Source organism: Pannonibacter sp. XCT-53 (genome assembly GCF_009915765.1).
GTDB lineage: Bacteria > Pseudomonadota > Alphaproteobacteria > Rhizobiales > Stappiaceae > Pannonibacter > Pannonibacter tanglangensis.
On the sequence record NZ_JAABLQ010000001.1, the window covers coordinates 3,119,016 to 3,131,914 of the forward strand.

18 protein-coding genes are annotated in these 12,899 nt (G+C 68.5%); 4 read left to right on the plus strand and 14 right to left on the minus strand.

What is annotated here, in order from left to right:
- Positions 1-349: 349 nt before the first annotated feature.
- From fliP to flgB, 10 genes are all read right to left on the minus strand, one after another.
- Positions 350-1,117, minus strand: coding sequence for a flagellar type III secretion system pore protein FliP (gene fliP, locus GWI72_RS13915; RefSeq protein ID WP_161676813.1), 768 nt, complete (start codon positions 1,115-1,117; stop codon positions 350-352).
- Positions 1,114-1,602, minus strand: coding sequence for a flagellar basal body-associated FliL family protein (locus GWI72_RS13920; protein WP_161676814.1), 489 nt, complete (start codon positions 1,600-1,602; stop codon positions 1,114-1,116). Before GWI72_RS13920 ends, fliP begins: the two co-directional genes overlap by 4 nt.
- Before the next feature lie 25 nt (positions 1,603-1,627).
- Positions 1,628-2,347: a flagellar basal body L-ring protein FlgH gene (flgH, locus tag GWI72_RS13925; protein WP_161676815.1), complete on the minus strand. Its 720-nt coding sequence runs from the start codon at positions 2,345-2,347 to the stop codon at positions 1,628-1,630.
- Complete coding sequence (locus tag GWI72_RS20335; RefSeq protein WP_179956075.1) at positions 2,347-2,928, minus strand: MotE family protein; 582 nt, start codon at positions 2,926-2,928, stop codon at positions 2,347-2,349. The genes flgH and GWI72_RS20335 overlap by 1 nt, the downstream gene beginning before the upstream one ends.
- A gap of 172 nt (positions 2,929-3,100) precedes the next feature.
- Positions 3,101-4,213 (minus strand): flagellar basal body P-ring protein FlgI, encoded by a 1,113-nt coding sequence (gene flgI / locus GWI72_RS13935; RefSeq protein ID WP_161676816.1) that lies wholly within the window; start codon positions 4,211-4,213, stop codon positions 3,101-3,103.
- Between the two features lie 2 nt (positions 4,214-4,215).
- The gene (gene flgA, locus GWI72_RS13940) at positions 4,216-4,680 is read right to left on the minus strand and encodes a flagellar basal body P-ring formation chaperone FlgA (protein ID WP_161676817.1); all 465 of its coding nucleotides are present in this window, start codon (positions 4,678-4,680) and stop codon (positions 4,216-4,218) included.
- Positions 4,681-4,706: 26 nt separating this feature from the next.
- Positions 4,707-5,495, minus strand: coding sequence for a flagellar basal-body rod protein FlgG (gene flgG, locus GWI72_RS13945; RefSeq protein WP_161676818.1), 789 nt, complete (start codon positions 5,493-5,495; stop codon positions 4,707-4,709).
- Between the two features lie 37 nt (positions 5,496-5,532).
- Positions 5,533-5,868: a flagellar hook-basal body complex protein FliE gene (locus GWI72_RS13950; RefSeq protein ID WP_161676819.1), complete on the minus strand. Its 336-nt coding sequence runs from the start codon at positions 5,866-5,868 to the stop codon at positions 5,533-5,535.
- A 2-nt stretch (positions 5,869-5,870) separates the two neighbouring features.
- Positions 5,871-6,287 (minus strand): flagellar basal body rod protein FlgC, encoded by a 417-nt coding sequence (gene flgC, locus GWI72_RS13955; RefSeq protein ID WP_161676820.1) that lies wholly within the window; start codon positions 6,285-6,287, stop codon positions 5,871-5,873.
- Between the two features lie 6 nt (positions 6,288-6,293).
- On the minus strand, positions 6,294-6,674 hold the full coding sequence (flgB, locus tag GWI72_RS13960) for a flagellar basal body rod protein FlgB (protein WP_161676821.1): 381 nt from the start codon (positions 6,672-6,674) through the stop codon (positions 6,294-6,296).
- Between the two features lie 228 nt (positions 6,675-6,902).
- Between flgB and GWI72_RS13965 the strand changes: the two genes are divergently transcribed.
- Together GWI72_RS13965 and GWI72_RS13970 are read left to right on the plus strand one after the other, a co-directional pair.
- Positions 6,903-8,201, plus strand: a complete 1,299-nt coding sequence (locus tag GWI72_RS13965) for an Hsp70 family protein (protein ID WP_161708971.1) — start codon at positions 6,903-6,905, stop codon at positions 8,199-8,201.
- Between the two features lie 195 nt (positions 8,202-8,396).
- Positions 8,397-8,630 carry a hypothetical protein gene (locus GWI72_RS13970; RefSeq protein ID WP_161676823.1) on the plus strand — a complete coding sequence of 78 codons (234 nt, stop codon included), beginning with the start codon at positions 8,397-8,399 and terminating at the stop codon, positions 8,628-8,630.
- Between the two features lie 76 nt (positions 8,631-8,706).
- On the opposite strand, the gene GWI72_RS13975 is transcribed toward GWI72_RS13970, so the two are convergent.
- The 4 genes from GWI72_RS13975 to GWI72_RS13990 form a co-directional block, all read right to left on the minus strand.
- Positions 8,707-9,219, minus strand: a complete 513-nt coding sequence (locus GWI72_RS13975; protein ID WP_209000114.1) for a glycine cleavage system protein R — start codon at positions 9,217-9,219, stop codon at positions 8,707-8,709.
- 172 nt (positions 9,220-9,391) lie between these two features.
- Positions 9,392-9,802: a carboxymuconolactone decarboxylase family protein gene (locus tag GWI72_RS13980; RefSeq protein ID WP_161676825.1), complete on the minus strand. Its 411-nt coding sequence runs from the start codon at positions 9,800-9,802 to the stop codon at positions 9,392-9,394.
- A gap of 159 nt (positions 9,803-9,961) precedes the next feature.
- A complete protein-coding gene (locus tag GWI72_RS13985; protein WP_161708973.1) occupies positions 9,962-11,380 on the minus strand; it encodes a PepSY domain-containing protein in 1,419 nt (472 codons plus the stop codon).
- Between the two features lie 84 nt (positions 11,381-11,464).
- The gene (locus GWI72_RS13990; protein ID WP_161676827.1) at positions 11,465-11,845 is read right to left on the minus strand and encodes a DUF2946 family protein; all 381 of its coding nucleotides are present in this window, start codon (positions 11,843-11,845) and stop codon (positions 11,465-11,467) included.
- 230 nt (positions 11,846-12,075) lie between these two features.
- Between GWI72_RS13990 and GWI72_RS13995 the strand changes: the two genes are divergently transcribed.
- A complete protein-coding gene (locus GWI72_RS13995; protein WP_161708974.1) occupies positions 12,076-12,477 on the plus strand; it encodes a hypothetical protein in 402 nt (133 codons plus the stop codon).
- A gap of 3 nt (positions 12,478-12,480) precedes the next feature.
- The gene (locus GWI72_RS14000) at positions 12,481-12,879 is read left to right on the plus strand and encodes a cobalamin biosynthesis protein (RefSeq protein ID WP_161708975.1); all 399 of its coding nucleotides are present in this window, start codon (positions 12,481-12,483) and stop codon (positions 12,877-12,879) included.
- Positions 12,880-12,899: the final 20 nt, after the last annotated feature.

Below are 12,899 nucleotides of genomic sequence, written 5' to 3' on the forward strand. Positions count from 1 at the left end.
CCGGTACGACAGGGCGGCGTCATGCCTTTGGACTTCGTGTTGGGTTCCGTCCAACCTGTCGTGACTTCAACCTAGACCCGCTTGCTTGCGCGAGGCTGACCTTCTGGACACGCCGGGCATTTGCCCTCGTCACGGGAGATGCAGTGCCCCCGCCGCCTCCCGGGCCTGCCGGCAGAAGGATGGCGGATCCACGGCAAGGCGCCTCATGGCCCGTCCCGGCCAGGGCGCTGGCGCCCGGCGTCCGCGGCGATGCAGCGAGGCCGCGAGGCGCGATGCCCCGGGCAGAAAAGACGAAGGGCGAGGCACTGCTGCCTCGCCCCCGATCCGGGTCGCGTCTTTTGTTTGCAGGCTACATAAATGACCGGACGAGGCTTCCCACCAGCAGGTTCCAGCCATCGATCAGGATGAAGAACAGCGCCTTGAATGGCAGGGAGATCACGGTCGGCGGCAGCATCATCATGCCCATCGACATGGTGATCGTCGCCACGATCATGTCGATGACGAGGAAGGGCAAGGCGATCAGGAACCCGATCTCGAAGCCGCGCCGGAGTTCGGAGATCATGAAGGCCGGGATCAGCACCCGCATCTCGATTTCCTCGGGCGAGGTCGCCTCGCCGGTGGTGACGCGGCCGGCGGCAAGTTCGTCGAACAGCACCAGATCCTGTTCGCGCACCTGGCTCAGCATGAAGTCGCGGAACGGGTCGGTGATCCGCTCGTAGGCCTCGACCTCGTTGATCTCGTTGTTCATGAGCGGCACGACGCCTTCCTTCCACGCGCGGTCGAAGGTTGGGGCCATGACGTAAAAGGTCATGAACATGGCGAGCGAGATGATGATCAGGTTGCCCGGCGTCGTCTGCAGGCCGATGGACGACCGCAGGAAGGAGAAGGCGATCGAGAAGCGGATGAAGCTCGTCACCATGATCAGTATCCCCGGCGCCACGGAGAGCACCGTGAGCAGGGCCATCACCTGGATGATCCGCCCGGCCAGGCTGCCGTCGCCCTCCGGGATCAGCGTGGACAGATCCGGCAGGGCCGGCTGGGACTGGGCCGCGGCCACCGCCGTTCCGGCCAGAAGGAGCAGGCTGGCAAGCCCGAGGCGCGTCAGGGCACCGTTCATTGCACCACCAGGGATTCGAGAATGAGTTCACGCACCTTGCCGCCCGAGCGGGTGATGGCGCGCTCGTTGAGGTCCTCGCGCAGGTGCTGCAGTCCGGCCGCGCCCTCGACATGCTCGAGCGTGATGGTGCGCAGGTAGGCGAGGATGTCTTCCTCGATGTGACCGGCCAGGATGCCGGGATCGTCGATATCGCTTTCGTCGAGGATGATCGAGGCCTGCACGCGGATCCAGGCGTCCTTGGGCGCGGCGAGGTTGGTCACCAGCGGCTTCAGCTGCCGCAGACGCGACAGCGCCGGATAGACCGGAGCCGCCGGCGCGGGGGTGGCGGCCGCTTCCGCGTTGACGGACCGGCGCACGGTGTCGGCCAGATGCATGCCTGCCAGCGCACCGACGCCGGCCGCAAGCAGGGTGAGGATCACGAGCGATCCGAACAGGCTGGCCCCCGTTGGGCCGCGGCCGGAGGAGGAAAAGCCGGAGTCAGACATGGCGGGGCTCCTTCAGCACGGGCGCTCAGTAGGGCACGACGGCGTCATAGAGCTGCTGCCCCCAGGCCGGCTGCTGCACCTCCGAGATGCGCCCGCGACCGCCATAGGACACCCGCGCCTCCGCGATCTTGTCGTAGTCGATGGTGTTGTTGCCGGCGATGTCGCGCGGGCGGACGATGCCGGCGACGTTGAGCACGCGCATCTCGTAGTTGACGCGGACCTCCTGCGATCCGGAGATGACGAGGTTGCCGTTCGGCAGCCGGTCGGTGACCACGGCCGCCACGGACAGCTCGATCTCCTCCTTGCGGTCGATCGAGCCGCGCGAGGTGGAGTTGGAACCGGAGGTGCCGTCGAGCGAGAGTTCGCCTCCGGTGGAGCGCCCGTCCCATCCGGCCGACAGCTCGCCGCCAAGGCCGATGGACGAGTTGCGGCCGCGGTTGGAGTTGTTGTCGAGCGTGGCCTTGTCGTTGATGGCGATCCGGACGGTCAGGACATCGCCGACGCGGCGTGCGCGCGGATCGGAGAAGAAGTCCTCGCGGCCCCCGACCCACAGCGAATTGTAGTCCTTTCGCGCGGAGGGGCTGAAGGTGTTGAGCGGATAGACTGCAGCCGGCTGGACCGCAAGGCCGTAGCCCACCGGCGACATCGTCGGCTCGCGGCCAAGATCCTGGAACTGGCTGGTGCAGCCGCCAGCCAGCAGGGCAACGGCAGCAAGGGCGGCATGCGGGCGAAAAAGACGATGCATCAGAGGCTTCCCTGGGCTTCGGATTTGGTGAGGCCGGCCATGGAATTGGTCAGCTGAGCCGCGCGGGCGGGCTCCATCTCGTCCAGGATCTGGCTGGCGGCACGGGCATTCAGTTTCACGAGAACGGCGACGGCGGTGTCCTCGTCGAGCGTGGCAAGCTGGGCGGCTGCCGCCTCCGGGCGCATGCGCTGGAAGATCGAGACCACATGCCCCTCGACCTCGCTCAGGACCTTTTCCCGGCGCTCGACCCAGGCCTGGTACTCGGCCCGCTTCTGTTCCAGTTCCCGGATGCGGACCTGGACCTTTTCCTCCAGGGCAACGAGGTTCCAGGTCTGCCAGGCAAGACGGGCATCGTTGGCGGCGCTGCCGGTGTTGCGGCAGTACCGTTCGGCGTCGGTCATCGGCGTGTCGGCGCCGGCGGTCTGGTCCGGCTTGGGCATGGGCGCCGACTGGGCCAGCGCGGCCCCCGCCGGTGCCAGGATCGCGACGCCGGCCAGCGTCACGACACCGGCAAGCCTTGCCAGCAACGGAAGGGGACGGCGCCGCAGGGCGGTCAGGCATGACGAGAGAGCCTTGGGCATGGGGATCCTTTCGGGAGGTCCTGTCCGGTCACTGTTGCTGCCGACTATGCCGCGCGAGGCTTGCGCGGGGCTGTGCCACCCGTGCCGGACGAGAGGCACGGCACAAACAGAAGGCCCCGCTCCGGTGCGCGGAGCGGGGCCAAGGTGCTGCGGGAGGCAGACGGGCAAGCGGCTACTGGATGACGAGGTCGGCCTGGAGCGCTCCGGCGGTCTTGATCGCGGTCAGGATGGCGATGATGCCGGTGGGCTTGAGGCCGATGCGGTTGAGGCCGCGCACCAGGGTCTGCAGGTCGGTGCCCCCGACGATGGCCAGCTGGCCGCCGGACTGTTCGGCATCGATGAAGGTGCGTGGCGTCACCGTGGTCTCGCCGTTCAGGGCAAAGGGCTGCGGCTGCGACACCTCGGGCGCCTCGGTGATGCGGACCGTCAGGTTGCCGTGGGTGACCGCAACGGTGGAGACCTGCACGTCGCGGCCGATCACCACCGTGCCCGTGCGCTCGTCGATCACGACCCGGGCGGGCGTGTCCGGCTGCACGAGCAGCCCCTCGATCTCGGCAATGAAGCGGGTGACGTTGATCCTTGCCGGCGGCGTGAGGTCGATCGAGCGGTAGTCGCGCTCCTTGGCGGCATTGACGCCATAGGTCGCCTTGGTGTGCCGGTTGATCGCATCCGCCACCCGCACGGCCGTGCGGAAGTCGGGGTTGGAGAGTTCCAGCACCAGGGCGGGGATGTTGGAGAAGCGATCCGGCAGGTTGCGCTCGATCAGCGCGCCGTTGGGAATGCGGCCGACGGTCGGAATGCCCTGCCTGAGGCTTTCGGCCTGGCCGCTCTCGGAGAAGCCGGACACGGCGACCGCGCCCTGGGCCACGGCATAGACCGCACCGTCAGCCCCCATCAGCGGCGTGGCCACCAGCGTTCCGCCGGCCAGCGAGGCAGCGTCGCCGAGCGAGGAGACGCTGACGTCGATGCGGGCCCCCTGGCTGGAGAAGGGGGGCAATGTCGCCGTCACGACCACCGCGGCAACGTTGCGGGTCCGCAACCGGGCATCCCGGACATTGACCCCCATGCTGTCGAGCATGGACTGCAACGACTGTTCGGTGAAGGGCGAGTTGCGCAGCGTGTCGCCGGAGCCCTGCAGGCCGATGACAAGGCCATAGCCGACAAGCTGGTTGTCGCGCACGCCCTGCAACGAGGCGATGTCCTTGATGCGGACCATGGCGGCGGACGGAGCCGCGCCGGCAACCAGGGCCACGGCGGCAGCCAGCGCGAGAAGGAGGCGGCGCATGTTCAGTTTCCTATCAGGACGGAGCCGTCCGGCTGGACCTTGCCGGTGACAATCAGACCGCTGTCGATGTTGCGCACCCGGACGAAGGACCCGACGGTGCCGTTCTGCAGGGCCTCGGCCTGGGCGATGATGAAGAGCGAGCCCTCCTGGAACACCAGCCGCGCAGGCTCGCCGCGCTTGATGACGATGTCGGGGGCAATCGCGGTCGCCGGCACCGGATGACCCGGCTGCAGCGTGCGCCGGGCGATCTTTCCGACCAGCTCGCTGCGGCTGACGACGACCTGGAAGCGGCGGGTGGTCTGGTCCGGGAAGCGGCGGATGATCACCATGTCCTCGGTGATCAGGTCGCCGGGATGGATGGTGGCGCGCGGCACGGGCAGGTCGATGTTGCCGGCCCGGGCCCCGGTCAGCGCGGCGCTGGCGGCGAGGCCGGCGACCAGCATGACGATGAACAGTCGCACGAACATGGCGCGCCTCCCTGTCAGCTCCGCGGTCAGCGGATGCCCTTGGTCACGACCGCCGCCATGTCGTCGGCCGCCTGGATCACCTTGGAGTTCATCTCGTAGCCCCGCTGGGCGGAGATCAGCTCGGTGATTTCCTTCACCGGATCGACGTTGGAGGCTTCGGTGTAGCCCTGGCGGATGATCCCGAAGCCGGGCTCGCCGGCCACGCCACCGATGCCCACACCGGAGGCGGCCGTCTCGCGGAAGAGGTTGCCGCCGATCGGCTCGAGGCCGGCATCATTGGCGAAATTGGTCAGGGTCAGCTGGCCGAGTTCGCGCGGGTTCACCTCGCCGTCGATCTGGGCAAAGACCTGACCGGATTCATTGATGATGATCTCGGTGGTCTCCGGCGGGAACAGGATCGCGGGCTCGACCGTGTAGCCGTCCAGCGTGACCAGGCGACCCTCGGCGTTCTTGTTGAAGGCGCCGGCACGGGTGTAGAGGGTCTCGCCTTCGGGGCCAGTGACCTGGAACCAGCCACGGCCGTCGATGGCGACGTCGAGCTTGTTGTTGGTGTTGGTCAGGGTGCCCTGCATGTGCAGCTTGCGGATGGCCGCCGAACGGACGCCGAGCCCGAGCTGTGCGCCTTCCGGCACCGGATCCTCGCCGCCCCGGTTCGGCACGCCCTGCAGGCGTTCGGCCTGGTACAGAAGATCCGTGAACTCCGCCCGCGCGCGCTTGTAGGCGGTGGTGTTCATGTTGGCGATGTTGTTGGCGATCACCTCGACGTTGAGCTGCTGAGCGCTCATGCCGGTGGCCGCGATGGCAAGGGCTTTCATGTCATTCTCCGTGTCCGGGGACCGGAAGCCGGTGGCTTCAGATCGTCATGCGGCTGATTTCCTGGTAGGCGGAGACCACCTTGTCGCGGATGGCGATGGCGGTCTGCAGCGACGCCTCGGCGGCCATGACCGCCTCCACGACCTGCTGCGCAGAGGCCTTGCCGCTGATGCCGGAAATGGCGGCGGCCTCGCCGTCCTTGATGCGGTCGACGACATCCAGCGACACCTGGGCCATCGTCTCGGAGAAGCTGACACCGGGCGTGGCTTCGGCCCCGCCGACCGGAGCCGGACCGCCGACGTAGCGGGTCTGCGAGACGCCGGAGAGGATGCCGTCCGACGACACCGAGTTCAGGGAAGAGATCTGGTCGATCATGGTCAGGTCCTCAGCAGGTCGATGGTGCGCATGACCATGGAACGGGCCTGCGTCATCATCTTCAGGTTGGCTTCGTAGGAGCGGTTGGTCTCGCGCATGTCGGCCATCTCGACCAGCATGTTGACGTTGGGCAGCTTCACGTAACCGTTGTCGTCGGCGGCCGGATGGCCCGGGTCATATTCGACCGTGAAGTCCCCCTTGTCGGTGCCGATGTCCTTCACCTTGACCAGATCGGCCGAATAGGCGCGGTCCAGCTCGCTCTCGAAGGTGATGGTCTTGCGACGGTAGGGATCAGCCCCCTTGGTCTTGCCGGTCGACTGGGCATTGGCCAGGTTTTCCGACACGACGCGGAGGCGCTCGGACTGGGCCTGCAGGCCGGAGGAGGAGATCTTCAGGGTGGCGGTCAACGGGTCGATCATCATCGCTTAGCCTTTCAGGCTGGCCAGATACATGCGGTGGAAGGACTTCACGAGCGTGGTGGTGAGCGCGTGCTCGCGGGCGACCTCGCCCGCCTTCATCAGCTCCTGCTCGAGGCTGACGCTGTTGCCGGAATGGGAAACCTGCCAGGTGTCCGCCTTCTCCACCTCGGCCGCCTCCGGCGTCTCCGCAGCGCTGCCCATGTGGCTGCCGTGGGTCGCAATCATCGAAAGGCGGGTCTCGTTGAACACGGAGGCGAAGGGCTCGATGTCACGCGCGGCATAGCCCGGCGTGTCGGAGTTGGCCACGTTCTGCGCGATTGTCGCCTGACGCACGGCGAGCCAGTCGTTGTGCTGGGATGCCAGACGGGTAAGGTAGACCGGTTCCACGGCAAGTCTCCGCAACGGTGTCGTTCGGCCTACAGGACTACCGGGCCAAGCTTGCACGAGGCTGACGCTTGTCTCTGGCGGCGGCGGGGATTGCGCCGGCAGGGCTTATCGGTTATTGCGCACACCCCTGCAGATCGGCCCGATGACCCGGGCCTGCGCACCGGTGCTGCAGACTGTCCCGTCCGGCCATGCCGACATCCGCCCGCTGTTTCCGCGAAGAGGTTCCCCATGCGTCCGGCTCTCGGCCTTGACTTCGGCACGTCCAACACCGTCCTGACCGGCGTGGATGCCTCAGGCCAGGCAACAACCCTGACCTTCGGCAAGGGTGCGGAGGAAGTGGACAGCCTGCCCTCGGTGCTGTGCTTTCTCGAGCCCGGGCGCACCGAGCAGGCCGACGCGCGCGCCGACGTGGGACCCTGGGCGATCCGCCAGTTCCTCGACCACACCGGCGAGTGCCGGTTCCTGCAGTCGCTGAAGACCTTCGTCGCCAGCCGGCTGTTCCGCGGCACCGGCATCTTCGGTCGCCAGTTCGACTTCGAGGCGCTGATGGAGGTGTTCCTGCGACGGGCGGGCAGCCACCGCGATGCGCCTCTGGATGCCGGCGGGGCGCGGCTGGTGATCGGCCGCCCGGTGACCTTCGCCGGCGGCGCGCCGGACGAGGCGCTGGCCATGCAGCGCTACCGCAACGCCCTGTCGCGCTTCGGCTTCTCGGACGTCATGTTCGTCTACGAGCCGGTGGCCGCTGCCTTCGCCTTCGCGCAGCGGCTGGAGGGCTCGGCAACGGTGCTGGTCGCCGACTTCGGCGGTGGCACCACCGACTTCTCGCTGATGCGCTTTTCCCGCGATGGCGGACGCCTGCAGGCGGAGCCGCTCGGTCACGGCGGTCTCGGCATCGCCGGCAACACGCTCGACTACCGCATCGTCGACAAGGTGATCCTGCCGCATCTCGGCAAGGGCAGCCAGTACCGCAGCATGGGCAAGACGCTGGAGGTGCCGCCGAACCTCTTCTCCAACTTCGCCCACTGGCACCTCCTGTCGGTGTTCAAGGCCTCCGCCGACTACCGCGACCTGAAGAAGATGCTCCCCTACTGCATCGACGAGGACAAGATCGAGCTGTTCATCGAGCTGGTCGAGACCGACCAGGGCTACCCGCTCTACAAGGCGGTGTCGGAAGCAAAGGCGCGGCTGTCCTTCGCCGAGGAAACCGAGATCCGCTTCGCGCCGATCGGCAAGGACTTCGTGGCCACCGTGACGCGGGCAGACTTCGAGACCTGGATCGAGCATGATCTCCAGCGCATCGACGAGGCCCTGACCCGCACGCTCGATCAGGCTGGCCTTCAGGCCGGCGAGGTCGACCAGGTGTTCCTCACCGGCGGCACGTCCTTCGTCCCGGCGATCCGGCAGCTCTTTGCAAGGCGGTTCGGCCCCGAGCGTCTCAGCGGCGGCGAGGAACTCTCCTCCGTGGCCAAGGGTCTGGCGCTGATCGGGGCCCGCGAGGATGCGCGCAGCTGGACCGTGGCGGAGTAGGCCCAGACCCGACCTGGCCCCGAACTGGCCCCAAACCGGACCCGACCGGGGTCCGACCGGGGCCCGACCCACGCCTGCCCACACCTGCCCCCGGGGCCTTGCCCACGGCCGACATTTGACTTGAAAACAACCCGGGCGAACATTAAGCCTTCTGCACGCACAGGTTTAACACACCTCACAGGAAGCGAGGGTGCAATGGCGGCAGAGCCGATCCTGGGATTTGGATTTTACATCAACGTCGAGGCGAACTCCTACGTGATCGAGTTCGCGTTGGCGCGGACGCGGGAGAAGCACCGGATCGCCTTCAGCGACGCTGCCGCCTTCGGCCACATCGCCCTGCTCGTCAACAACGCGTCCCATTTCGCCTTCGACCCGGACACGCGCGAGATCCAGATCGGCGGCGGGCGCCTGCCGAGCATCGCGATCTGAGATCCCGGCAGAGGCGAGGCCAGCCCGGGCGGGCGGGCGCATCCGCCGGGGGCGCGTGCGCGACTGCCGCAGCGGCTCAGTCGTCTTCCTCGTTCATGTCGATGTCGGCCATCAGGTCGGCAGCGATCGACTGGATGGCCTCGTGCAGACGCGTGACGCTGGCCCCGGCGGGCAACCGCAGGTCGGCCGAGGCACGGAACAGCATCTCGCCCGACATGGAGCCGGGTCCGACCAGCGTTTCCAGCGTCTCGATGCTGATGCCTTCGGCGGCAATGACGCGGGTGACCGCGCGCAGGATGCCCGGCTGATCCTGGCAGACGAGATCCAGCCGGATCTTGCGGCCCTTGTCCTCGGCCTCCGGCGCGCCGGTGCGCAGCGTCACGGCAATCCCTTCGCCCGAGAGCGCGGCGAGCGCGCTTTCCAGCGTGGCCGCCCGGTCTTCCGGCACCTCGAAGCTGACGATGCCGGCAAATTCACCGCCAAGACGGGCCATGGAGCTTTCGAGCCAGTTCCCCCCGGCTGCCGCGATCACATCCGCAAGCGCATCCACGAGGCCCGGGCGGTCCTTTGCGATTGCGGTCAAGACCATATGACGACCCATCGGCTGCTTCCTTCTCACTGCACGCGCTGCAGGCGCGATCTGTGCTGACCATAGCCGCGGATTGCGACCGGGGCATCCGGTCCTTGTAAATTTTTTCAGTTGCCCCCGCACGCGTGGACAGCAGTCCGGACCATCCGGGCGTCCAGGCTGCGGCGAGGCATCAGCCCGGGGCAGCCGCGTCGAAGGCCGGATCGACCGGGACCTGCAGTGCCGTCGCCAGATGGTTGGTCTTTCCGGCCAGCCCGACAATGGCGAGCAGCTCGCCATGCTGCGCGCCGGTCATGCCCTTGGCGCGGGCCGCAGCCGTGTGCGAGTGGACGCAGTAGGAGCAGCCGTTGGCAATCGAGACTGCAATGTAGATCAGCTCGCGCGTCAGCGGATCGAGGCTGCCGGGGGCGACCATCACCGCCTTGACCTCGGCCCAGGTGCGCTCGAGCCCGTCGGGATCGACGGCCAGGGCGCGCCAGAAGTTGTTGACGAAATCAGACTTGCGCGTGGCGCGGATGTCCGCAAAGACGGCTGCCACGCGGGGCGACGCGTCGGCATCGCCAATGAGTGTCACGGTGGCCATTCTGTCCTCCCGACCCGTTTTTCGGTGACAGTCTAGCGGATTCTGCCGCCTGGCATCACCCCGTCGCGGGCGCGGCGGACCCGTCCGTGCGGGTGGAGACTGCGCAGGCGGTTCCCTGCCGGCGCGCCGCCCGGTCACGACGCGCCGGCAGGGCCAGGCTCAGCGCAGGGCGCGGCGCAGGGCCGGCAGGCGCGAGATGACGAGCAGGTCGAGCGCCAGGACGGCAATCATGGTCAGACCCGCCAGCGGGAAGGCGAAGGCGACCAGCAGCATGACCAGCATTGCCGAGCGCCAGTGCGGCATGTCGACGGGCACCTGCGGCGGCAGCAGGCGCAGGGCAGCGCCCTTCGGCCGGCGCTGCCACCACATGACGAGGCCGGAGACCGACAGGAACACGATGGAGAGGCAGAACACCGTGTTGAGCGTGATGTTCCACCAGCCCATGTCGCCCTCGTGCAGCGCAATGCCGATCGCCATGGCCTTGGCCGGGATCGAGTAGTCGGCATAGGCGGCAACGGCGATGATCTTGCCGGTGTACTGGTCGATGTGGACCGTGCGGTCATCGGCCGGGTTGCCGGTGTCGTTGCTCATGCTGTCCTGGGACAGGGTCCAGACGCCGGTCTCCCCCTTCGGGAACGCCATCTGGAAGCGGCCCTCCATGCCGATGGCGCGGGCCAGCGCGGCAATGCTGTCGGCCGTGACCGGCGTCCCGGCCGGAACGCCGGTGACACCCGCAGCGGAGCCGGATTCCGGCATCGGGGTCTTCTGCATGCCCCAGGCGACGTCCTGCCCGCCGTGGTTCATCGAGGCGTGGGTGGCGTCGGACAGGGGCACGTTGTCCCACTTCTCGGCCGGGAAGGTGCTCCAGGCCTGCACGTAGCGGTCGCCCCAGATGCCGGCCCAGGCGAGGCCGGACAGCAGGAAGGCCACAAGCAGCAGGGCGCTGTAGAAGCCGACCGACACGTGCAGCGACTTCATCAGCTTGCGCCCGGAGGCACGGAGATCCGGCAGCAGCACGCGACCAGCCCCCTCCTCGCGCGGCCACCACATGTAGAGGCCGGTGACGATGAGGACGAAGGCAAGGCTGGCCGCAATCTCGATCAGACGGTCGCCGAGGTCGCCGATCAGCAGCGTGCCGTGGATGTCGGAGGCCAGATCATAGAGGCCGGCGCGCCGGGGCCAGCTCTCGATGACCTCGGCCGTGTACGGGTTGACGGCGACAACGGTCGGGCCCTCGGCCCCGTCGACGCGGACGAGCGCGGTGCCGTCGGCGTTGCGCGGGGCGATGTAGTGGCGAACCGGCGCGCCACCGTTGGCCGCGCTTGCGGCGGCAACCTGCGCCGACACCGGCGCAACGCTGGCGGCCGGTGTCACCGCGTAGCGGTACTCACCGTCGCGTCCCTCGATGACGGCCGTCCACATCATGATCAGGCCGGTCACGGCCAGCATGATCAGGAACGGAGCCACGTAGAGGCCGGCGTAGAAGTGCCAGCGCCAGGCGGCGCGGTAGAAGCTTGCGGTATGGTCGGTGCCCGCGCGCCCGGTGCCGGCGGCGGTTTCGGAAGTCATGTCAGTCATGTCTGAACCTCGGATGACCATGCGGGCGCGCGTGCGGGCACGGCGACGCAGGGCAGTCGGATCACGGATGTGGTGGGGTTGGGATCAGACGACGACCGGGGGAGCCCGGGCCCCGACGGGGCGCAGGAAGAGCGAGGGTGGCCCGCTGTCGGAAACAGGGCTAGCTGCCTGTGCCACAAGGTCCGGCGCCGGCGCGGGCAGCACGCCGGAGGCCGGAAGTCCGAGAGCCAGCACGGCGGCAAAGATGCAGGGATTGCCGTGGTCGCCGCTGCGGTGCCCGTCACCGGAACCAGGGTCTGTATCCGGTGCGGACGCCGGCAGTTCCCGGCCGTCCGCATCCACCTGGATGGTGCGGACCCCGTCCGGACTGTCCGGGCTGCAGATGACGATGGTGAAGCCACCGTCTGTGCTGACCGCGGGCATGAAGCCTGTCGGGATGAGCGACCACAGCAGGACGGCAAGCATCGTCAGCCACGCGGCACTGCCGCGCGGTCCAGCCGCTTTGCCTGTCCTGGCGCAAAGACTGCGCAACACCCCGTCCCTCATGCCTGTTCCCTAGCGGAAGCTGCCGGCTGCGGCAATGCGGGAGAGCGGGGCGGTTGCAGGACCGTCCCCGGCTCTCTAGTCTCGGCTCGCCACTGCATCCCGCCGAAGAGGTTGGGGGCTTGAAACACACCGTTCGGAGTTGAGACAGGATGACACGTCGGGTGCCCGTGACCCCGGGCTCGCTTGGCCAGCGGCCGCCGCGCGCGTCCTCACCCGCCGCCGGTCCGCAGGAGCTGCCTGCCACGGCCCCGGAGCGCCCGGCCCCGGAGCGCCCGTCCCCGCCGCTGCGTTCCCGTCCGGCGCGGGCTCCGGTCTCGCCGCCAGAGGCGACGGACCGTCCACCGGCCGCCAAGGGCTTGCGCTCGCGCGGGTTCCTGTCGCATGGCGGCAGCCCCTCCGGCGAAGCCCCGCGCAAGGCGCGCGGCAAGAAGATCCATGCCGACGTGGTCAGGCAGCCGGTCACGGACAGCGCCGCCCCGAAGCCCGGCGACTATGCGATCCGGGCAAAGCGCCTTCCCTCGCTGCGCGAGGATCGCAAGGACGAGGGCTGAGACGTGAGGGAACCGAAGGCGTTCGTCGGCATCGGGCTGAGCAGCCGCTGCAGCGCGGAGGAACTCGCCACGCTCGTCGCCGCCGCGCTCACGGAGGCCGGCCCGCTGGCCGTTGCCGGTCTGGCGACGCTTGACCGGCGGACCGGGCACCCCGCGCTGCAGGCCCTGGCAGCCGCGCGCGGCTGGGCAGTGACAGGCCTCAGTCCCGACGACCTGCAGGCGCAGGCAGACCGCATCCGCTCCGGGTCGGACCGGGTGCGGGCCCTGACCGGCAGCGGCAGCGTCTGCGAGGCAGCGGCGCTGGCGGCCGCCGGCCCGGGAAGCCTGCTGCGGCTGTCCCGGCGCCAGAGCGCACAGGCAACGGTCGCGGTTGCGGTCTGCGGCGGGAACGAGCGGCCCTGACACCCGTCCCGATGGGGCGA